Origin of the sequence: Sphingobacterium cavernae, assembly GCF_008520265.1 — a bacterium.
Classification (GTDB): domain Bacteria; phylum Bacteroidota; class Bacteroidia; order Sphingobacteriales; family Sphingobacteriaceae; genus Sphingobacterium; species Sphingobacterium cavernae.
In genome coordinates this window covers 1-21,409 of sequence record NZ_VIQM01000028.1, presented here as the reverse complement: position 1 = coordinate 21,409, position 21,409 = coordinate 1, and the positions used below count along the sequence as shown (strand labels likewise).

The window sequence follows — 21,409 nt, the reverse complement described above, 5'->3', positions numbered from 1 at the left end:
TCGAGAGTACCAAATAAATGTATTAACAAATACAGGAATTAATAATTCTTAAATAAAAGAGTGGACGGAGTTATATTTACTGTAAGAGCAATGAAGTTGATATAACATGCATATTTAAGTTTACGTAAGAAATTTGAACTATTTAAGTTGATAAATATATTAAAAAGTAAAATTAGGGCAAATATAAACTTTCATTTTTTTTGAATTATTATGCTATTTGGTTAAATTTTTTCAGAGAAAAAAAATAGAAGGGCAACAAGGACGGTAGAGGCTTTGATTGCCAGTGGAGATGTTTTAGATAAGATTGTAGAGCTAGATAAAAAAATAGAGAATAATAAAAGAAAGAAATATTACATTATTAGAAAGAATAATGAGACAATAGGCTTAATGACGTATGTTTCATTGTTTTTAGGTCAAATCGCTTATGCTTTAGAGAAAGGTTATATTCCAATTATTGATATGCAATCCCATCGTAATCCTTTTACCAATAGTGTGGGGGAAATAAATGCATGGGAATTGTATTTTAAGCAACCCTGCGGAATTGGTCTCGATCAAATTGAAAAAGGTGCAAAATGTATCTATAGTTTAGAATATTTTGGGCCTAAATCTCCTTTTTTATCAAGCTTATTTGATGAAAAAGAAAAAGAGTTCTGGAAAATTATTGCTACTAAGTTTATTATTTTTGAAGATGCTGTAGATTCTTATATTAATAATGAAGCGAATAATTTATTGAAAGGAGGTAAGACTCTAGGTTTATTATTTAGAGGTACCGATTACACTGCTTTGAAACCTAAAAATCATCCAATACAACCTAATGTAGAACAGTTTATTGAACAAATAAAAATTTCTTTAGAGAAATGGGGGGATTTTGATTCATTTTATTTAGCGACAGAAGAGCAAAGAATTGTACTCAGATTACAAGAAGTTTTCCCAAGCAAGATACTTGTTAATTCTAGAAGTTATTATGATAATTTTGGTAACGATTTTTTATTCAAAGCGAGTTTCGAAAGGGAAAATGATTTTCTTACAGGATTGGAATACTTGTCATCTATTATCATCTTATCTAGATGTAATTCTATTATAGCAGGTGCTTGTGCAGGAACATATGCTGCGAGTTTCTTCAAAAAGGATTACTTCAATAATGAATATTTTTTTAATTATGGTCTATATCAATAGTAAAGAATGAAAGGGATTATTCTTGCAGGTGGATCCAGAACGCGTCTGCACCCGTTGATATTAAAGGTGTTAACATAACTTGTGTTAATCAATGATAAGCTATGATTTAATATAGGCTGACAATTTGTACTTTAGTTGGTCTTAATGAAATAATAATATACCCCCCCCAGGATATAACAAATCTTGAGGCGTTTATATCGATTTTAGTGGGGTAATATACTCGTTAGGATGTATTTTAAAAATTTTTGCAACCTTGCTCTGTTTAAAATTGCTTAGTGGAATATTTAAAGCAATTTCCTTCGATGAGTAAAATCATGACAACCCAAGTTAATTGTTGTTGTCTCATAATTGGTAAAATTATTGCTATTAACAAACAGGATATTAAGTTTAAAGTAGGCGCCTTCAATATTGGCAGTGTACAAGAAGTAAAAAAGGTACAAATTGTTTTCGAAGTTCAAAATATAAAAGTAAGTGCAATTGAAAAGAATAATTGTTGTGTATAATATTGTCCAAAAAGCAGTTTATTAAGGTAACTAAGCCAATTCGAAAAATGAGGTTAGAGAATATTTATTTAAATTAACTTCTATGTGCTAAAATACCCATTTTTAGGTATAATATATAAAAAGCTATTTCTAGGATATATCATACAAAAAAAAGTGTATTTTTGTGCTTCCTTAAAATGCCAAAAACTTATATATGGAAAGATCAATGCACTTCGTTAATCTTCACCATTTTATATATTTAACAATGAATATATTTATTAGAAATTAAAAATGAGCAAAATATTAATAACAGGAGGAGCGGGTTTCATAGGTTCCAATTTAACGGAGTATTTTTTAGCAAAAGGATATAATATTGTAGTTTTAGATAATTTTGCAACAGGCCACCGTCATAATGTTGAATTATATCTAGACAACCCAAACTTTACATTAATAGAAGGCGATATACGGAGTCAAGCAGATTGCAGTAAAGCTGTTGAGGGCGTGGATTATGTGCTTCATCAGGCCGCATTGGGCTCAGTTCCTCGTTCGATTAAGGATCCGCAGACTTCCAATGAAGTGAATGTTTCTGGGTTTCTTAATATGCTAGTGGCAGCTAGAGATGCTGGTGTTAAGCGCTTTATTTATGCGGCATCATCTTCGACATATGGTGATTCAGAATCTCTCCCTAAAGTTGAAAATGTTATTGGGAAGCCGTTATCTCCTTATGCTATTACAAAATACGTGAATGAATTATATGCGGAAATCTTTTCCAAAACATATGGAATGGAAACAATAGGTCTTCGTTACTTTAATGTGTTTGGACGTCGACAAGACCCTAACGGAGCTTATGCAGCAGTTATTCCTTTATTCGTTAAAAAATTCATGAATCATGAGAGTCCTGTTATTAATGGGACGGGTGATTATTCTCGTGATTTTACCTATATAGATAATGTTATTCAAATGAATGAGCTGGCTATGACTACACAAAACATAGAGGCTGTAAATACAATTTATAATACTGCAGTAGGAGATCGTACGACACTTAATCAGTTGGTGGCATATTTAAAAGAATTTTTAACCGAGTTTGACTCAGAAATTGCAAATGTGGAAATCATTCATGGGCCAAACCGTCAGGGAGATATACCACATTCGTTAGCTTCAGTTGATAAGGCACGTAAATTATTAGGTTACGAACCTTCGCATGTCATTAGAGAAGGATTAAAAGAGGCTGTGAAGTGGTACTGGAATAACTTGAAATAAGAAACTCAGATTCAATATTTAGAATATAGAAAACTTAATAAACAATGAGAAAAATAGCAGTTATAGGCTTAGGATATGTTGGATTACCATTAGCCCGTTTATTTGCAACTAAATATCCCACGGTAGGATTTGATATAAACCAGAAACGTATAGATGAATTACGCACTGGTAAAGACTTCACAATGGAAGTTGAAGATGATATTCTGCAGGCTGTTTTGGTCAATGAAAATCCTTTTACAAAAGCTAATGCTGGTTTATGGTGTTCTAATCAATTGCATGATATTGAAGAAGCAAATTTTTATATTGTAACAGTTCCTACACCAGTCGATAAAAACAATAGACCTGATTTAACTCCATTATACAAAGCTTCGGAGACTGTTGGAAAAGTGTTGAAAAGGGGTGACATAGTAGTATATGAATCGACTGTATATCCTGGTGTAACTGAGGAAGAATGTATTCCTGTTTTAGAGCGTGTATCTGGTTTAAAGTTTAATGTTGATTTTTTTGCTGGATACTCACCAGAGCGTATTAATCCTGGGGATAAAGAGCATACAGTAGAAAAAATATTGAAAGTAACTGCGGGTTCTACTCCTGAGGTAGGTAAAGTAGTAGATGAAGTATATAAATCTGTAATTACAGCAGGTACGCACTTAGCGCCTACTATCAAAGTTGCAGAGGCAGCTAAAGTTATCGAAAACTCACAACGTGATATAAACATTGCTTTTGTCAATGAGTTGGCAAAAATCTTTAATATTTTAGGTATCAATACTCATGATGTACTCGAAGCAGCAGGGACAAAATGGAACTTTCTACCTTTCAAACCAGGATTGGTTGGAGGACACTGTATTGGTGTAGATCCTTACTACTTGGCGCAGAAAGCTCAAGAACATGGTTATCACCCTGAAATTATTCTTGCTGGTCGTCGTCTGAACGATTCAATGGGAGAATATGTAGCTTCTCAAGTGGTGAAGACTATGATTAAAAAGGGAATTAATGTAAATGGTGCTGAAGTTTTGATGTTGGGGATTACATTTAAAGAAAATTGTCCAGATGTGCGTAACACGAAGATTGTAGATGTCATAGCAGCGCTAGAAGATTATGGTTTGAAAGTAACCACTTATGATCCATGGGCCAACCCAGCTGAAGTAAAACATGAATATGGTATTGAATCGGTTACATCATTGCCATCAGCAAAATTCGATGCTATCGTATTAGGTGTGTCCCATAGAGAATTTTTAAATATTGACTTGAATTCCCTCAAATCGGATACTAATATAGTGTATGATGTAAAGGGAATATTAGCAGATAAAGCGGATAATAAATTATAATATGAGTAAAAAGATCATTATTACCGGCGGAGCTGGCTTTATTGGTTCTCACGTAGTACGTGAATTTGTTACGAAATATCCAGAATACCAAATAATTAATTTGGATGCATTAACGTATGCAGGTAATTTGGAAAACCTAAAAGATATTCAGGATAGTAAGAACTATACGTTTGTAAAGGCTGATATTACTGATGCTGAGCACATATTATCTATTTTCAAAGAACATCAGCCAGACGGTGTCATTCACTTGGCTGCTGAATCTCATGTGGACCGTTCGATTACCAATCCTACGGCATTTGTGATGACAAATGTGATAGGAACAGTAAACTTGTTGAATGCTGCAAAAGAGATTTGGAAAGATAACTTTGAAGGTAAGAGATTTCATCATGTTTCTACAGATGAAGTTTACGGAACGTTAGGTGATACGGGTTTGTTTACAGAACAGACATCTTATGATCCACACTCGCCTTATTCGGCGTCAAAAGCATCCTCCGACCATTTCGTAAGAGCTTATCACGATACATACGGTCTACCGATAGTTTTGACTAATTGCTCAAATAACTATGGTCCAAACCATTTTCCAGAAAAATTAATACCGCTTTGTATTCATAATATTTTAAATAACAAGCCCCTGCCAATTTATGGTGATGGTAAATTTACTAGAGATTGGTTATTCGTAATTGACCATGCTAAGGCTATCGACTTAGTTTATCATAATGGAAAAAATGGGGATAGCTACAATGTTGGTGGTTTTAATGAGTGGCAAAACATCGATTTGGTAAAAGAGCTATGTAAACAAGTTGACGAAAAATTAGGTCGCCCAGAAGGGACTGCATCTCAATTAATCACATTTGTAAAAGATAGACCTGGTCATGATTTGCGTTATGCGATAGATGCGACTAAAATAAATCAGGAATTAGGCTACCAACCTTCGGTAACATTTGAAGAAGGCTTATCAAAAACTATTGATTGGTTCTTAGAAAACCAAGAATGGCTTGATAATGTTACATCAGGTGATTACCAAAAATATTACGATACCCAATATAGTAAGTAGTAGAAAAATGAAGGCGATCGAAACGAAGTTAAAGGGCTGCTTTATATTGGAGCCAACTATATTTGAGGATAGTAGAGGTTATTTTTTTGAAGCTTTTAGTAAAGCAAAATTTGAAGAACTAACAGGTGCTAATTCTGATTTTGTACAAGATAATCAATCAAAATCGAGTTACGGTGTTGTGCGCGGTTTACACCAGCAGGTTGGTGAGTATGCTCAAGCCAAATTAGTACGAGTTTTAGAGGGTAAAGTTCTTGATGTTGCAGTAGATGTTCGTGAAGGTTCACCAACCTATGGGGAGCATGTAGCAGTAGAATTATCGGCTGAGAACAACAGACAATTATATATTCCACGAGGCTTTTTACATGGATTTGCTGTTCTTTCCGAAACAGCTACTTTCTTCTATAAATGCGATAATGTTTATAATAAGGCTTCAGAAGATGGCGTTCATCCATTAGATAGCACATTAGCAGTAGATTGGCAGATTCCATTAGATAAAATCATTTTATCCGATAAGGATAAAGAGGCAAGAGCATTTTAAAGCGAATATCAATGAAAAAAATTCTTATAACAGGTGGAGCTGGTCAATTAGGATCTGAGTTAAAAGATCTTTACCAGGGCAGAGAAGATTTAGACACTTTTTTCGTAGATCGCGAAGAATTAGCACTTGATGATATTGAGGGTATTATCGAAGGGCTACGTAGTTACAGCCCAGATATAATTATTCATGGAGGAGCGTATACCGCTGTTGATAGGGCAGAGACGGAGGTAGAGATTGCTGATAAAGTAAATCACCTAGCTTCAGGAGAGATAGCAAAATATTGCAAACAATATGGAGCTAAACTTATAGCTATTTCAACGGATTATGTTTTTGATGGAAATTCATCCATCCCTTTAAAAGAATCGACAAATGTAAGTCCAATAAATGTGTATGGTGAGACTAAATTAAAGGGGGAACAAGTCATTCAAGCTAATCTTACCGATGCAATAATTATACGTACGGCTTGGGTTTACTCGACTTATGGACATAATTTTGTAAAAACGATGATTCGTTTGATGGGTGAGCGTGATGAAATTTCTGTAATCGCAGATCAAATTGGATCTCCAACTTATGCATTAGATTTAGCGAAAGCAATTGTTAATATCATTGATGGCGAAAATTGGGAATCGGGTATCTACCATTTTAGCAATGAAGGTGAAATATCTTGGTTTGATTTTGCTGTAGCAATCAAAGAAATCAAAAATCTAGACTGCGTTATAAATGCTATTCCCACTTCAGCTTACCCAACACCCGCAAAACGTCCAAAATTCTCTTTACTAGATAAGACGAAAATAAAATCAACTTTTGGTGTTCAAGTGCCATTTTGGAAAGATAGTTTGAACGAAATGCTTGCAAAAGTCTAATTATAAATATTCTGAAATGAAAGGAATTATTCTTGCCGGGGGATCCGGAACTCGTCTGCATCCTTTGACATTAGCAGTGTCAAAACAACTGATGCCTGTGTATGATAAACCAATGATTTATTATCCGTTGTCAACATTAATGTTGGCAGGTATTAGTGAAATTTTAATCATTTCTACCCCTCAAGATTTACCAAATTTTGAAAAATTATTAGGAGATGGATCTCAGATTGGATGTAAGTTTTCGTATAAAGTTCAACCTTCTCCAGATGGTTTAGCGCAAGCTTTTATTTTAGGCGAAGAGTTTATTGGAGACGATAAAGTTGCGTTAATATTGGGCGATAATATATTTTATGGATCAGGAATGTCTAAATTATTACAATCCTGTGCTGATCCGGAAGGTGGAGTTGTATTTGCATATCAAGTTAACGATCCAGAGCGTTATGGCGTGGTTGAATTTGATGCCTATAATAATGTAGTATCAATTGAAGAGAAGCCATTACAGCCTAAATCAAATTATGCTGTGCCTGGTCTATACTTCTATGACAATGATGTAGTAGAAATAGCAAAAAATATCAAACCATCTCACCGCGGTGAGTTAGAAATAACCGATGTTAATAAGGAATACCTAAAACGAGGTAAATTAAAAGTAGGTGTTTTTGATCGCGGTACGGCTTGGCTAGATACTGGTACTATTCAATCTTTGATGCAAGCAGGACAATTTGTTCAAGTGATTGAAGAGCGTCAAGGCATGAAAATCGGTGCAATAGAAGAAGTCGCGTACCGAATGGGTTATATTTCAAAAGAACAACTTATTAGAGTAGCTGAGCCACTTCGTAAATCGGGGTATGGGGAATATTTAATTAATATTTCAAAGTAAAATCTTAGATAACTTATAGAATTGTTATGTTTCTTTCCATTATTTTTATTTTTCTGGTGTTTATAAGTTTTATAAATATAAATAGGAAGAATCAATTTGGTTTTGCATATTTTTTTATACTCATCTGTCTTATTATAATATGTGCAATAAGATATAGGGTAGGAGGAGATACATTAGCTTATTATGATAAGTTTTTTGAATACCCCACAGTGAAAGAATTATTTACTTTTAATTTTAAGGAAGCTCAGTATAATCCATCTTGGTATATATTTAATGCAATTTCAAAAAGTATTAATGATTCTTTTTACACATTTCAATTATTACATGCGATAATCGTTAATAGTGTAATATTTTGGTTCATGGCAAGATATTCACTTAATAAGTACTTTATCTTACCTTTCTATTTTTTTCTGTATTTTTTATATTTCAATATGGAGATTTTACGAGAGGCACTCGCAGTAGCAGTTTTTTTAATTGCAATTCCTTTGTTTTTAAAAAAGAGTTGGATAAAATATTATCTTTTATGCTGTTTAGCATTAACTTTTCATAATTCTGCTCTTATACTTTTTACATTACCATTGTTTTCGTTAAACTTAAAGGTATCTTACCAAATTGCCTTATTTGTATTTTCAAGTACAATTGTGGGTTTTTTATCTACAGGTAATTTTTTATTTTCTATAGGTATTGATAAATTATTTGGTTCTAATTCGTTATTTTACTTGAATAAGGAATTTAGTGTAATTGGTACATTATATCAATTGTTAAAACTTATACCTGTATTCTTAATATTTTCTTTAGCTAAGTCAAAAAATATCTCGAGTGTTTTTGAAAAATTTATTTTTCCATATATAATAATAGGGATATGTGGTTCATTTATTCCTGGAATTTATAGGTTTTTAAATTATCTATCTATACCAATTCTGATTTACTGTATAAATATTTTATATATTTTTTATTTTAAGAGAAATATATATACCCTAACTTTTCTGAAAGTTCAATTTTGTGTTGGATTTCTGATTTTGTTTCAATTGCATTATTTTTTCCAGGATAGAAGTGAATTAGCGAAGATTAAAGGTGTAAATAGATATGACTTATATACTCCTTTTTATACGATTTTTGATGAACGTATTCATGATACAAGAGAAACTTTTTTTTATAATCAATTTGAAGGGAATCTATGATGCAAATCTTGTTTTTAGGAATTACTCAGTTTAAGGATGTACATGATAAATATGTGAATAGTGTAGAATTATATATAAAGATATCCAAACCCTTAAAAGCCCTACGTTTCTTATGGTTCTACTTTAATTTACCTTTTAAATTTATTTGGATTAATCCTTTGTTGAGAACAAATTTGCGTAATTATGATATTATAATTATATCTGCCAATCAGTTTAATATAAAAGTATTATCGTATATTGAAAAGTGGGCTGAATCTAGCAGTGAATTAATTTTGTGGTATTGGAATCCTGTTTTAAAAATGGGTAATCCTGTTCTATCTCCAAGATGGAAAAAAGTTTCTTTTGATTTAATTGATTCGAAAAACTACAACATTGCTTTTAATAATACATACTACTTTAAAGAATTTGTAAACAATAAAACTTTCACCAAAGTTCAATTAAAAAATTCGAAAGAAGCATTTTTCCTGGGGCAAGATAAGGGTAGGCTTGGGGAGCTTTTAGATTTGAAGAAAAAGTTAAGTAAGGTTGGTGTTGAATTAATTCTTCATGTTGTAAGAGATAAAACTTCTACTAATAGCGAATTTATTTATAAGCCGAAGTTAGCTTATGAATCTGTAATAGCAGAATTATTAAAGTATAATATTCTCTTAGATTTTAATCAAGAGGGGCAAAGTGGGTTGACATTACGGATAATGGAGGGATTATTCTTTGATAAGAAAATAATTACCAATAACAAATATGTGAAATTATATGATTTTTATCGCCCATCAAATATATTTATATTAGAGGAAGAAACTTTAGAAAATTTGCCGAATTTTCTTAATTTACCTTATGAAAAAATTCCTCATGATATTTTAATTAAATATGATTTCCCGAATTGGTTAGAGAGGCTTGTAAATGAAAAATAGTTCGATATTAAAAAATGTTTCATTTACATTAATTGCGCAATTATCTTCCATAATTGTCAGTTTAATGTTCTCAATTGGAGTTACTAAAATATTTGATGTTAGTGATTATGGATATTGGCAATTGTTTATATTATACTCTAATTATTTCGGTTTCATGCACTTTGGGATATGTGATGGATTGTATTTAAAATTAGGCGGAAGAAAATTAAATTCATTAAATACGAATAATACTTCAAATCAATTTTTAAATTATTTTATTATTCAATTTTTAGTATCCATTTTGTTTTTTGGAATAAGTTTATCATTAGTGGATGATGCAATAAAAGTAAGCATGGTTAAGTTTTTGGCGATATTTCTGCTTATTACGAATATTCAAACATATTTATATTACATACTATTATCAACTAATGAAATAAAAAAGTATTCCACAGGAATGTTAATTGAGAAAATGCTATTGATCTTAGGTATTCCCTTCATGTATTTTGTATTCAATCTACAGTTGTTTGATTTGATCCTTTTTTATATACTAGCAAGATCTATTTCAGTAATCTATTTGATAATAGTTCTAAAATCCAAAATATTTAGATTAGAATATTTCGACTCTAGAAATCTATTGATATTTAAGCTTTACATTATAAATGGATTGTATTTAATGTTTTCCAATATTTTTAGTTCATTAATTATTGGCAATACAAGATTTTTTGTGGAAGGTAATTTCGGGATTCTAGCTTTTAGTAAACTCTCCTTTTCAATATCTATGGTCAATTTATTTATTGTGTTTATTGCTCAGCTGGGTTTGGTTATTTTCCCTCTTCTGAGAACCTTATCATTAAAAAAAATATCGACTTATTTTAGACCTTTAGATAGTTTTTTAAATGGATTTTTTCTTGTTGCAATATTAGGTTATTACCCACTGAAATGGGTAATAAATAATTATTTTGATAATTATCAAGAAAGTATTGATGCATTAATAATACTATTACCAATTTGTTTGTTTGAAGGTAAAATACAAATTTTATTTAACACATATTATAAAGTCATTAGGAAGCAAAAATTACTTTTCAAAGTAAATATTATAGCATTAGCTATAAGTCTTTTTATGTCTTTAATAACTGTTTATTATTTGGCTAATATTAATTATGTGTTATACTCATTGGTTTTTTCTGTAATTTTTAGATACATTTTATGTGAGTACTTCTTAAGAAGAGAATTAAACATAGATTTTTCTTTGGATTTAATCTTACCTATTCTAATTAGTATATCTTTTATACTACTTAATTTATGGGTTAGTTTAATAGCGCCATACTTATACTTTGCTTTGTTGATAGTTTATTTAATATTTTTATATAATAAGGGTTTTTTAAATCTTTTTTTAAGGAAAGATGTTATATGAGATATATTATAATTTTCATATTATTAATTCAGACATATGGTTTATATAGCCAAACAGTTAAATGGTATCTTCCATGGGAAAATCGTAAAAGTCACTTAATTGAGGATGACATATCAGCGGTACCTCTTTATATCAATGGCACGGCTTATAGAATTTTAAAAGTGGTTTCTGCTCCTGGAAACTCTATAAAAAATATAAGTATTATTTCCGATGATATAGCAAGTGAGATTTTCTATTTACCTACTGATCAGTCAGGCAAAATGGATGTGCTAATTCCTTACAAGCCAAATATTTCTTACAATGGCGAAAATTTATTTTTGATAAAATTTATAGGTAAGAAAAGTGGGGTTAAAAACGTGAAATTAAAAATTGGTTTTAAACGAGGTACAAAAGAGTATTTAAAAAAAATAAAAATCTCTCCTATAAATTCATATGGTAAATTAAATTCAAATGTTTGGGCCTATTTAGACTATAATTATCTTATAAAGGGACTTAATACTAGTGTTGTTGATGACCTGTATAGGCATCACATTAATTTTATAGTTATTCCAGGGTATGCTCAACCTAGTTTGGACATTAACAGAAATGAGATAGCAAAACTCGATAGTTATCTTAAAACATTAGGAAATAAGTTTGATTATTATTGTATTTATTTGAGTGGATATCAAGATAAAAAGTCTAGTATTTTGTCTAATTCATGGAAACTTAAATTTCCTTTTTGGTTTCAAGAAATTCAAAAAACTTTTATTAAGAATAATATATCACCCAATAAAATATTATTATATCCTTTTGATGAACCATCAGATTTCAATATCAAGGAGTCTAGTAAATTTGTTAAATATTTAAAAAGTAAAAATATTTCTGTAAAGACATTCATAACCTTACATAAGTTAGGTTCAGAAAATTTAGCTTTAGAATATGATTTCGTTCAGGTACATATAAGAAATGATGAGTTGCTTAAAAAAGTGATATCTCTAGGCAAGAATCCTAAAATGATTCTCAATTATGAAACAAATGTATCATCAGGTAATGATAATCATCCAAGGAGGTATCTAGAATTACCATGGAAGGCGATAAGATATAACTTAGGGGGGTATGGTATGTGGAGTTATGCGGACGTTAAAAAAAGTGACATGACTGAATTTAACAATGGCAAAGGTTCTTGGGAATTTACAAAAATTAACCGTGGTGATTTCTATAATTCTTTAATTCATAGAAAGATAAATACTTTATATTCATCTTTAAGGTGGGAAGCTTTTAGTGCAGGACAGGATGAATACTATTGGATGCAAAAACTTGTTAATGGGAAGTTGTTAAACAAGAAAAATACTTTGATAAACAGCTTGTTGGATAAAAAAATGTCGCTAAAGGAATGGGAAAAATTAAAATTAAGTCTAGATGAAAACTAAGGTTCTATTATGCTCGCCTTATAAGGGGAATGTTGGTGGAATATCACGCTGGACTGGTCACATAATGACGTACTATGATGCTATAAAAGTAAATACTGATATAGATCTTAGTCTTTTTTCAATTAGTAGAGCTCAAAAAATTCAAGCAAATACTTTTATCCTTAAAAGAATATTATTAGGAATATTTGATTATTTGAATATAATATGTCGGTTTGCAATGCATCTACTAAAAACAAGATATGATATAATTCATTTGGTAAGTAGTGGATCATTTGGATTAATAAAGGATGTTTTAATTATATTGATCAGTAAAATATTCAAAAGTAGATCTATTATTCACTTTCGATTTGGTAGAATTCCGGAACTTTATGACAAGCGTAATTGGGAATTTTATTTGTTAAAAATTGTAATGAAATTAGCAGACGTAATTATAGTAATTGATAGGAATACTTATAATACTATAATTAGCGATGAGATAAAGGTTTATTACCTGCCAAATCCTGTCGCTCCTCAAATTGAGGATATAATTAGTTACTCAAGTGAAAAGCGATCAAGAGATACAATTTTATTTGCTGGGCATGTCGTGCCAACGAAAGGAATTTTTGAATTGATTGAATCCACATTAGAAATTTCTGGAATAACTGTTAGAATTGTTGGACACGCTTCTGAAGAAATCAAGCGAGAATTAAAGTCAAGAATGGGAGATAAAAATGAAAAATATCTATTTTTAGGTGAAAAGTCCTTTGAGGAGACGATTAGCGAGATGCTGACCTGCGGAATATTTGTTTTGCCTACTTATACAGAAGGATTTCCTAATGTTATTTTAGAAAGTATGGCTTGCTCATGTCCTATTATTACTACTAAGGTAGGTGCGATTCCAGAGATGATGGATATATATACTGAAAATTCCTGTGGCGTTGTGATTGATCCTAAAGATGTAAAATCATTAACTAATAATATTGAATTACTACTAAATGATATCTCTTTGAGACATACTTATGGCATTAGGGCTCGAGATAAGGTAACTTCAAATTATAGCATTGAAAAAGTCTGGAATATTATGTCAAATATTTGGTCGAATGTTCGTATAAGTTAAAGCTACAGTTATTTAAAATATAATTTTCACTATTTAACAAGATAAGGTCATGAAAATAAAAGATAAAGTATTATTAATTACAGGTGGCACTGGTTCTTTCGGGACAGCTGTGTTAAATCGTTTTTTACATACAGATCATTTTTGCGAAATACGTATATTTTCTCGTGATGAGAAGAAGCAAGATGATATGCGTAATTTATATAAAAACGATAAAATCAAGTATTATATAGGAGATGTTCGTGATTTTTCTTCTGTGGAGCCTGCGACACGTGGTGTAGATTATATATTCCATGCTGCGGCTTTGAAACAAGTTCCTTCGTGCGAATTTTTTCCTATGCAAGCGGTAAAGACCAATGTAGAAGGAACACAAAATGTTATTCGTGCAGCAGCGTCGAATGACGTTAAAAAAGTTATATGTCTTTCTACAGATAAAGCTGCTTATCCTATCAATGCTATGGGAATTTCTAAAGCGATGATGGAAAAAGTTGCAGTCGCGGAGGCTCGTAATTTGACAGACACTGTGGTTTGCTTAACACGTTATGGAAATGTAATGGCATCTCGTGGTTCTGTTATTCCATTATTTTTAAACCAAATCCAAAAAGGAGACGCTATTACGATTACAGATCCGAATATGTCACGTTTCTTTATGTCATTAGAAGATGCTGTTGATTTAGTGTTGTTTGCGTTTGAACATGCCAATCCTGGTGATTTATTTGTAAATAAAGCTCCTGCAGGAACGATTGGGGATTTAGCTAAAGCGTTGATTGAATTGACAGGTAAAGAAGTGCCTATAAAGGTTATTGGTACAAGACATGGCGAAAAATTATATGAGACATTGTGTACCCGTGAAGAAATGATAAAGGCTGAGGATATGGGTGATTTTTATCGTGTTCCAGCTGACAATAGAGATCTGAACTATGCGAAGTATTTTTCTGAAGGAGAACAAGATATTTCTAAAATAGAAGACTACCATTCACATAATACAGAACAGCAAGGAGTGGAAGGATTAAAGCAATTGGTATCTAAATTACCTTTGATTCGTAAAGAGGTTTTCGGAGAAGATGTAATGCAATACCCATATTAATATACTATGATTGATTTTATACAAGGTGGCATAGCTAAAGATCAAAGAGGTCAAATTCGATTTGTGAATGATTTTGACATGTCATTGGTCAAGCGTTTTTATATAATTAAAAATTCAGACACTGATTTGGTAAGAGGTTGGAGGGCGCATCGTATTGAGCAACGGTGGTTTTATGTTCTTTCAGGATCTTTTTCTATTGACATTGTCGAAGTGGATAACTGGGAGCAGACTTCGGAAGATTTACCAGTACGAAGAGAAATTTTAAAAGCTGAAGAACATACGGTCCTTCATATATCTGCTGGTTATGCTACAGCGTTCCAAGCACTCGAAGCTGATAGTGAATTGCTTGTTTTTTCAGATTATCCTATAGAGAATGCAGTAAATGACGATTATACTTATTCGTTAGACTATTTCGTAAATAAAATTAAATAATGAAAAAAATTGGTATAACCGGACAGAATGGTTTTGTAGGTAACCATTTATACAATACATTGAAATTGACTCCAGAAGAATTTGAGGTTATAGAATTTCATAAGGAGTTTTTTGAAGATGAATCTGATTTAGACACTTTCGTATCGCAATGTGACGCTATTGTGCATTTAGCAGCGATGAATCGTCACGAAAGTGAACAAGTAATTTACGAAACGAATGTTCGTTTAGTACACAAATTAATTGCTGCATTTGAACGAACAAATTCAAAACCGCATGTACTTATATCTTCCTCTACGCAAGAAGAGAGAGATAATTTGTATGGCAGATCAAAGAAAGAAGGTCGTGAAGCATTAATCAATTGGACTTCGGCGCAAGAAGGTAAAGTATCAGGTTTACTAATTCCTAATGTATTCGGTGCTTTCGGAAGACCATTTTACAATTCTTTTATAGCTACATTTTGTCATCAATTGACGCATGGGGAGACACCAACAATTGCGAATGATGGGGAGGTCAAACTAATCTATGTGCAAGAGTTGGTTAATCTTATTATAGCAGAAATACGTGGGGAGAAATCAACACCGTTACTATCAATAGAGCCTACTGCAATAAAAAAAGTTTCTGAAGTTTTACATTTATTAAACGATTATAAAGTTAAGTATTTAGATGGTGGAGTGATACCAGTACTAAATAATGCGTTTGAGCATAATTTGTTCAATACTTTTAGATCTTATATAGATCATAACTCCCGTTATCCTGTAAAATTTACACAACATATAGATCCAAGAGGAGCTTTTGTCGAAGTCATACGTTTAGGTATAGGCGGACAATGTTCATTTTCCACTACTGTATCTGGTATAACTAGAGGAAATCATTATCACACACGTAAGATAGAGCGTTTTGCAGTAATTAAAGGTAAAGCGTTAATTCAACTCCGAAAAGTTGGAACTGATGAAGTGTTGGATTTTTATTTAGACGGTCAGGAACCTAGTTATGTGGATATGCCAATTTGGTATACACATAATATTAAAAACATTGGTGAAGAAGATTTGTATACCATTTTTTGGATAAATGAACCTTTTAACCCAGAAGATGCAGACACCTATTTTGAAACAGTATAACAACATTATATAATGAAAAGATTAAAAGTAATGACGGTTGTTGGTACACGACCTGAGATTATTAGATTATCACGTGTATTAATGGCATTGGATGCGTCTGACGCTGTCGAACATATTATAGTTCATACAGGACAAAATTATGATTACGAGTTGAATCAAATTTTCTTTGAAGATTTGGGGCTTCGTAAGCCAGATTATTTCTTAGAAGCTGCTGGAAAAACAGCTACAGAGACTGTCGGTAATATTCTTATTAAAATTGATCCTTTATTAGAAGAATTAAAACCTGATGCATTCTTAGTTTTAGGAGATACAAACTCTTGTTTGTGTGCTATTCCTGCTAAAAAACGTCATATTCCGATTTTCCACATGGAAGCTGGTAATAGATGTTTTGATCAACGTGTACCAGAAGAAACCAATCGTAAGATTGTAGATCATACTTCGGATATTAACTTGACATATTCTGATATTGCAAGGGAATATTTATTGCGTGAAGGTTTACCAGCCGACCGTATAATAAAAACTGGTTCTCCAATGTACGAAGTATTAACACATTATTTACCTGAAATTGATGCTTCTAATGTGTTAGAAAAATTAAATCTAGAAGAAGGTAAATTTTTTGTGGTATCTTCTCATCGTGAGGAAAATATTAACTCAGAGAAAAACTTCAGTGGATTAATGGAATCACTTAATGCTATTGCAGAGAAATACGAGTACCCAATCATTGTGTCTACGCATCCTCGTACGCAGAATATGATTGATAAAATGAAAATTCAAATGCGTCCAGAGGTACAATTCTTAAAACCCCTAGGTTTTCACGATTATAATGCGTTGCAGAAACGTGCATATGCTGTATTATCAGACTCAGGTACTATTTCAGAAGAATCATCAATTTTGAACTTCCGTGCTCTAAATATTCGTCAAGCACATGAAAGACCTGAAGCAATGGAGGAAGCATCTGTAATGATGGTAGGTTTGTCGCCTGAAAGAATTTTACAAGGTTTAACACAAGTTTTGCAGCAAAAAGTAGGGGAAGAACGTAATTTCAGACCAGTAGCGGATTATTCAATGCCAAATGTCTCGGATAAGGTTGTTCGTATAATTATATCATACACAGATTATATTAAAAGAACTGTTTGGTCAGAGGAGATATAATGCGAAATATTTTTTTTATTACAGAGTTATTTTATCCTAACAAAACATCTACAGCATATATAATGACTGAGATAGCGAGATATTTTATTTCATCGAGAAATGTCTCAGTTATTTGTTCTTCTGCTGCTTACGATAGTAATGTTAGTGCTGATGATGATAGTGAAATCAATAACATTAATATGATTTTATGTGATACCCCAAAAGTAAATAAGAATAGATCTTCATCTAGAATTTTGGGAGCAATTCGCGTTTCATTATCTTTTACTCTTAAGATTCTAAAGCATGTAACGAAAAACGACACTGTATTTGGAGTAACTAATCCATTTTTGTTAGTCATCATTCTGGCAATATTAAGAAAAATAATCAGATTTAAATATGTCTTACTTGTACATGATGTTTTCCCAGAAAATGCGGTTCCTGCAGGAGTTTTAAGAAATAATTCGCTATTTTATTCATTAGTTAAAAAAGTGTATGATTGGTCATATGCTCAGGCTGATGAACTAATTGTTTTAGGTCGAGATATGCAAGAATTAGTAGTTTCTAAATCCAAAAAGCCTCATAATGTTCATATTGTAGAAAATTGGTTTGATAGTGATCTTGTTTATAATCCAAATATTAATAGAAATGATTATTTAGGGGTTAATTTGGATGAAAAAATTGTTATTGGTTTTGCAGGAAATATAGGTAGAGTTCAGAATATCTTTGATTTCGTAAAAATTTTCAATAAGGTAGATAATCATAAGCTAGTACTTTTGCTTATTGGTGAGGGAGCTGAAAGCCCGCTGATTGAAGAATTTGTATTAAACAATGACATTAAAAACGTTTTAATATTAGGATCTAAAAATAGAAGCGAACAATCTAAATTTTTAAATTGTTTTGATATAGGTTTAATTTCATTGGCACCAAATATGTATGGTTTAGGCGTGCCTTCCAAATCTTATAATCTTTTATACCTTGGGAAGCCTATTTTATTTATTGGAGACGAGTATTCAGAAATTGATCTTTTGGTGAAACAGAAATCCGTTGGAATGTCATTTAGCTGGAATGAAGAAGTGGAGATAGTTGAATATCTAAATTCGTTAGTAGAAATTAATAGTAAGTTCTCTGATAATGCAAGAAAACTTGCTATTGAGGAGTATAGTGTATCGACTGTTTTGTCTAAATTGAATAAAATTATCTAATATGGGTATAGGTATTATTGGACATACAGGATTTATTGGACATCATCTTAAAAATGCATTAAGTGAAAATTTAATTTTAATTTCTACAAGAGAAATAGATTGGAAGAAAAAAATTAATAGATCAAATGTAATTATTAATCTTGTAGGTAAGGCTCACGATCATAATGGTAAAGCTAAGTTAGAAGATTATCATTATGCGAATGTTATTTTAGTCCAAGATATATTCAAGGAATTCTTGAATTCAACTGCAACTTTATTTATACACATAAGTTCGCTAGCTGCTGTCGAAGAATATGAGTCAAAAAAATACCTCGTGGAAAATGATTGTTGTAATCCAAAATCTTACTATGGGATAACAAAACGAGATGCCGAAGTTTGGTTGCTGCAACAAAAATTACCTGAAAATAAAAAAGTAATAATAATTAGGCCACCTATGGTACATGGTCCAGGTGATAAGGGTAATTTAGGATTATTATATAAATTAATATCAAAGGGAATTCCATATCCCCTATCTTCCTTCAAAAATAAACGTTCTTTTATTTCGATTTATAATTTCACATTTTTTATTAAAGAAATAATATCTAAACAAGAGTTATTAGAGTCAGGTATCTATCATATCTCGGATGATGATCCTATATCTACAAATGAGATCATTGAAATTATAAAGAAAATAACAAAAAAGAATATGCCAAATTTGGCATTGCCAAAATTTTTATTAATCGGTCTAGCTAGGATTGGTGACATTGTACCCATCCCTTTAAATTCTGTTAGATTAAAAAAACTGACATCAAACTTGTTGGTCTCGAACTCAAAAATTAAAAGTGCTCTAGGAATTCAGAAATTACCCTTGTCAGCTGAAGAGGGTTTAAAAATAACTATAAAGTCATTTATCAAAAGCTAATATTCAATGATTTATTTAATCATTTTTTCAATACTTTTTATATTGGAGTTGATATACTTCAAAATCGCGGATCGCTATAATATTATTGATAAACCTAATGAGAGGTCATCTCATTCTCGCATAACTTTACGAGGAGGGGGAATAATATTTTATATTGGTGCATTGATTTATTTTATCCAATCAGGATTTCAATACCCTTGGTTTTTTCTAGGATTGACCTTGATGACAATTGTTTCTTTTGCAGATGATATAATGACACTATCTAATAAATTAAGAATATTGGTTCATTTCTCTTCTGTATTATTAATGGCGTATGAATTACAGATTTTTACTTTTCCATGGTATTATTTATTAATATCATTTGTAATTATTGTAGGTGTAATCAATGCTTATAATTTTATGGATGGCATAAATGGTATAACGGCTGGTTATAGTTTAGCGGTCGGGATTTTATTGGTACTAGTTAATACGCAAATAGAGTTTATTGCTCAAGACTTGTTACTATACACATTGTTTAGTGTTTTAGTATTTGCATTCTTTAATTTTAGAACTAAGGCTAAGTGCTTTGCTGGAGATGTTGGTTCAGTGTCTATTGCATTTATTCTTTTATTTGCTTTAGGTGCATTAATTCTAAAAACAGGTAATTTTATTTATATATTGTTTTTAGCGATATATGGTGTTGATTCGGTTTGGACTATTGTAAGACGTCTATTACGTGGCGAAAATATTTTCGAAGCGCACAGGTCACATTTATATCAATATTTAGGAAATGAGGCTGGGGTTAATAAGTTGTTTATTTCATCCATTTATAGTGTTTTACAACTTGTAATAGGTTTCGCTATAATTTATGTAACTGAAGAGACGTCTAATTTTCAATTAGGATTCTCGATAATACTTTTAACAATATTAAGTGTTTTCTATTTGCTGTTTAAAACATACATAGTTAAGAAATATGTTAAATCAAATTAAATATGTATAGAGTAAATGTATTCTATACATATTTGTTATCCTGTGGTGTTTTTTATTATAAAAATAAATAATACTACTAAAATGATTATTTTTGCCAATACACAATTAATTTTTGTATAATTAAACTTTAATTTATGAAAAGAAAAATACTTTATACATTATTTGTTATAAGTCTTACTGTATTGTCTTGTGCTTCACGGAAAGACCTTATATATTTCCAGCCATCAGATAGTATTACATTAGTGACAAACTATGAAAATAATGCGCCTAAATTACAAGCCGGCGATATTCTAGCTATTTCTGTAACAGCTGATGATATACGTGCAACTCAGCCATTTAATCAAATTTCAGCATATCAAGGTGCTACTGCTGGATTACAAACTACAAATCCGTTCATTCCAACTTACGCCATTGACAATAATGGATTCATTGATTTTCCGAAATTAGGTAAAATTAAACTTGGTGGTAAGAGTAGGACAGAAGCAATTGATTATTTGAGAACAGAGGTTAGTAAATATATTGTAAGTCCTGGAATCAGTTTAGAAATTCGCAACTTTAGAGTTACCGTGCTTGGTGAAGTGAAGCTACCTGGTACATATCCAATAAATAATGATCGTATTACATTGTTAGAAGCGATTGGGCTTGCTGGTGACTTAACAATAAATGGTGTGCGAAGTAATGTTTTAGTGATTCGCGAACAAAATGGTGTTAAAAATGAGTATCGTGTAGACTTAACCTCACGTGACGCTTTAAATTCACCAGTTTATTATTTGGCACAAAATGATGTAATATATGTAGAGCCTAATGGCGCTCGTGTACAATCATCGAAATATACGCAGAATACTTCCATCTTTGTTTCCGTGTCAAGTGTAATTATTGATTTAATAGCTATTTTCGTACGTAATTAAATATTTTAAATGAGCAACGAATCACAACAACCAATTCAAGAAGAATCGGATTTAAATTTAAGACAACTTTTTGAACAGTACGCTTATTTTTGGAAATGG

At 31.4% G+C, this 21,409-nt stretch carries 20 protein-coding genes; all 20 read left to right on the top strand.

The genetic code is table 11. From position 1 onward, the window contains the following. The first annotated feature begins 273 nt into the window (after positions 1-273). The 20 genes from FLS47_RS05585 (at position 274) to FLS47_RS05490 (ending at position 21,310) form a co-directional block, all read left to right on the top strand. Positions 274-1,176: a hypothetical protein gene (locus FLS47_RS05585; RefSeq protein ID WP_149913397.1), complete on the top strand. Its 903-nt coding sequence runs from the start codon at positions 274-276 to the stop codon at positions 1,174-1,176. 773 nt (positions 1,177-1,949) lie between these two features. Next, positions 1,950-2,918, top strand: a complete 969-nt coding sequence (locus FLS47_RS05580) for an SDR family oxidoreductase (protein WP_149913396.1) — start codon at positions 1,950-1,952, stop codon at positions 2,916-2,918. A 44-nt stretch (positions 2,919-2,962) separates the two neighbouring features. Continuing rightward, positions 2,963-4,246, top strand: coding sequence for a nucleotide sugar dehydrogenase (locus tag FLS47_RS05575; protein WP_149913395.1), 1,284 nt, complete (start codon positions 2,963-2,965; stop codon positions 4,244-4,246). A 1-nt stretch (position 4,247) separates the two neighbouring features. After that, complete coding sequence (gene rfbB / locus FLS47_RS05570; RefSeq protein WP_149913394.1) at positions 4,248-5,300, top strand: dTDP-glucose 4,6-dehydratase; 1,053 nt, start codon at positions 4,248-4,250, stop codon at positions 5,298-5,300. 7 nt (positions 5,301-5,307) lie between these two features. After that, positions 5,308-5,838, top strand: coding sequence for a dTDP-4-dehydrorhamnose 3,5-epimerase (gene rfbC, locus FLS47_RS05565; RefSeq protein WP_149913393.1), 531 nt, complete (start codon positions 5,308-5,310; stop codon positions 5,836-5,838). An 11-nt stretch (positions 5,839-5,849) separates the two neighbouring features. Continuing rightward, positions 5,850-6,701, top strand: a complete 852-nt coding sequence (gene rfbD, locus FLS47_RS05560; RefSeq protein WP_149913392.1) for a dTDP-4-dehydrorhamnose reductase — start codon at positions 5,850-5,852, stop codon at positions 6,699-6,701. A 16-nt stretch (positions 6,702-6,717) separates the two neighbouring features. Then, positions 6,718-7,578, top strand: coding sequence for a glucose-1-phosphate thymidylyltransferase RfbA (gene rfbA / locus FLS47_RS05555; RefSeq protein ID WP_149913391.1), 861 nt, complete (start codon positions 6,718-6,720; stop codon positions 7,576-7,578). A gap of 26 nt (positions 7,579-7,604) precedes the next feature. Beyond that, entirely contained in the window at positions 7,605-8,759 is a 1,155-nt protein-coding gene (locus tag FLS47_RS05550; RefSeq protein WP_149913390.1) for an EpsG family protein, read from the top strand. Next, positions 8,756-9,667, top strand: coding sequence for a hypothetical protein (locus tag FLS47_RS05545; RefSeq protein ID WP_149913389.1), 912 nt, complete (start codon positions 8,756-8,758; stop codon positions 9,665-9,667). Before FLS47_RS05550 ends, FLS47_RS05545 begins: the two co-directional genes overlap by 4 nt. After that, positions 9,657-11,060 (top strand): MATE family efflux transporter, encoded by a 1,404-nt coding sequence (locus tag FLS47_RS05540; RefSeq protein ID WP_149913388.1) that lies wholly within the window; start codon positions 9,657-9,659, stop codon positions 11,058-11,060. Before FLS47_RS05545 ends, FLS47_RS05540 begins: the two co-directional genes overlap by 11 nt. Further along, positions 11,057-12,469 carry a hypothetical protein gene (locus tag FLS47_RS05535; RefSeq protein WP_149913387.1) on the top strand — a complete coding sequence of 471 codons (1,413 nt, stop codon included), beginning with the start codon at positions 11,057-11,059 and terminating at the stop codon, positions 12,467-12,469. The genes FLS47_RS05540 and FLS47_RS05535 overlap by 4 nt, the downstream gene beginning before the upstream one ends. After that, positions 12,459-13,565, top strand: coding sequence for a glycosyltransferase family 4 protein (locus tag FLS47_RS05530; RefSeq protein WP_149913386.1), 1,107 nt, complete (start codon positions 12,459-12,461; stop codon positions 13,563-13,565). The genes FLS47_RS05535 and FLS47_RS05530 overlap by 11 nt, the downstream gene beginning before the upstream one ends. 49 nt (positions 13,566-13,614) lie before the next feature. Continuing rightward, on the top strand, positions 13,615-14,649 hold the full coding sequence (locus tag FLS47_RS05525; protein ID WP_149913385.1) for a polysaccharide biosynthesis protein: 1,035 nt from the start codon (positions 13,615-13,617) through the stop codon (positions 14,647-14,649). Between the two features lie 6 nt (positions 14,650-14,655). Further along, complete coding sequence (locus tag FLS47_RS05520) at positions 14,656-15,081, top strand: WxcM-like domain-containing protein (protein ID WP_149913384.1); 426 nt, start codon at positions 14,656-14,658, stop codon at positions 15,079-15,081. After that, positions 15,081-16,199 carry a polysaccharide biosynthesis C-terminal domain-containing protein gene (locus FLS47_RS05515; RefSeq protein WP_149913383.1) on the top strand — a complete coding sequence of 373 codons (1,119 nt, stop codon included), beginning with the start codon at positions 15,081-15,083 and terminating at the stop codon, positions 16,197-16,199. Before FLS47_RS05520 ends, FLS47_RS05515 begins: the two co-directional genes overlap by 1 nt. A 12-nt stretch (positions 16,200-16,211) precedes the next feature. Beyond that, positions 16,212-17,351 (top strand): non-hydrolyzing UDP-N-acetylglucosamine 2-epimerase, encoded by a 1,140-nt coding sequence (gene wecB / locus FLS47_RS05510; protein WP_149913382.1) that lies wholly within the window; start codon positions 16,212-16,214, stop codon positions 17,349-17,351. A 62-nt stretch (positions 17,352-17,413) separates the two neighbouring features. Continuing rightward, entirely contained in the window at positions 17,414-18,532 is a 1,119-nt protein-coding gene (locus tag FLS47_RS05505; protein ID WP_188347363.1) for a glycosyltransferase family 4 protein, read from the top strand. Between the two features lies 1 nt (position 18,533). After that, positions 18,534-19,433 (top strand): NAD-dependent epimerase/dehydratase family protein, encoded by a 900-nt coding sequence (locus tag FLS47_RS05500; protein ID WP_149913380.1) that lies wholly within the window; start codon positions 18,534-18,536, stop codon positions 19,431-19,433. Positions 19,434-19,439: 6 nt separating this feature from the next. After that, positions 19,440-20,402 (top strand): MraY family glycosyltransferase, encoded by a 963-nt coding sequence (locus FLS47_RS05495; protein WP_149913379.1) that lies wholly within the window; start codon positions 19,440-19,442, stop codon positions 20,400-20,402. A gap of 134 nt (positions 20,403-20,536) precedes the next feature. After that, positions 20,537-21,310: a polysaccharide biosynthesis/export family protein gene (locus tag FLS47_RS05490; RefSeq protein WP_149913378.1), complete on the top strand. Its 774-nt coding sequence runs from the start codon at positions 20,537-20,539 to the stop codon at positions 21,308-21,310. Positions 21,311-21,409 lie beyond the last annotated feature (99 nt).

Coding starts and splice junctions, on each gene's coding strand:
- FLS47_RS05580 (WP_149913396.1), top strand. CDS start 1,950: ATGAGCAAAATATTAATAACAGGAGGAGCGGGTTTCATAGGTTCCAAT.
- FLS47_RS05575 (WP_149913395.1), top strand. CDS start 2,963: ATGAGAAAAATAGCAGTTATAGGCTTAGGATATGTTGGATTACCATTA.
- rfbB (WP_149913394.1), top strand. CDS start 4,248: ATGAGTAAAAAGATCATTATTACCGGCGGAGCTGGCTTTATTGGTTCT.
- rfbC (WP_149913393.1), top strand. CDS start 5,308: ATGAAGGCGATCGAAACGAAGTTAAAGGGCTGCTTTATATTGGAGCCA.
- rfbD (WP_149913392.1), top strand. CDS start 5,850: ATGAAAAAAATTCTTATAACAGGTGGAGCTGGTCAATTAGGATCTGAG.
- rfbA (WP_149913391.1), top strand. CDS start 6,718: ATGAAAGGAATTATTCTTGCCGGGGGATCCGGAACTCGTCTGCATCCT.
- FLS47_RS05550 (WP_149913390.1), top strand. CDS start 7,605: ATGTTTCTTTCCATTATTTTTATTTTTCTGGTGTTTATAAGTTTTATA.
- FLS47_RS05545 (WP_149913389.1), top strand. CDS start 8,756: ATGATGCAAATCTTGTTTTTAGGAATTACTCAGTTTAAGGATGTACAT.
- FLS47_RS05540 (WP_149913388.1), top strand. CDS start 9,657: ATGAAAAATAGTTCGATATTAAAAAATGTTTCATTTACATTAATTGCG.
- FLS47_RS05535 (WP_149913387.1), top strand. CDS start 11,057: ATGAGATATATTATAATTTTCATATTATTAATTCAGACATATGGTTTA.
- FLS47_RS05530 (WP_149913386.1), top strand. CDS start 12,459: ATGAAAACTAAGGTTCTATTATGCTCGCCTTATAAGGGGAATGTTGGT.
- FLS47_RS05525 (WP_149913385.1), top strand. CDS start 13,615: ATGAAAATAAAAGATAAAGTATTATTAATTACAGGTGGCACTGGTTCT.
- FLS47_RS05520 (WP_149913384.1), top strand. CDS start 14,656: ATGATTGATTTTATACAAGGTGGCATAGCTAAAGATCAAAGAGGTCAA.
- FLS47_RS05515 (WP_149913383.1), top strand. CDS start 15,081: ATGAAAAAAATTGGTATAACCGGACAGAATGGTTTTGTAGGTAACCAT.
- wecB (WP_149913382.1), top strand. CDS start 16,212: ATGAAAAGATTAAAAGTAATGACGGTTGTTGGTACACGACCTGAGATT.
- FLS47_RS05505 (WP_188347363.1), top strand. CDS start 17,414: ATGACTGAGATAGCGAGATATTTTATTTCATCGAGAAATGTCTCAGTT.
- FLS47_RS05500 (WP_149913380.1), top strand. CDS start 18,534: ATGGGTATAGGTATTATTGGACATACAGGATTTATTGGACATCATCTT.
- FLS47_RS05495 (WP_149913379.1), top strand. CDS start 19,440: ATGATTTATTTAATCATTTTTTCAATACTTTTTATATTGGAGTTGATA.
- FLS47_RS05490 (WP_149913378.1), top strand. CDS start 20,537: ATGAAAAGAAAAATACTTTATACATTATTTGTTATAAGTCTTACTGTA.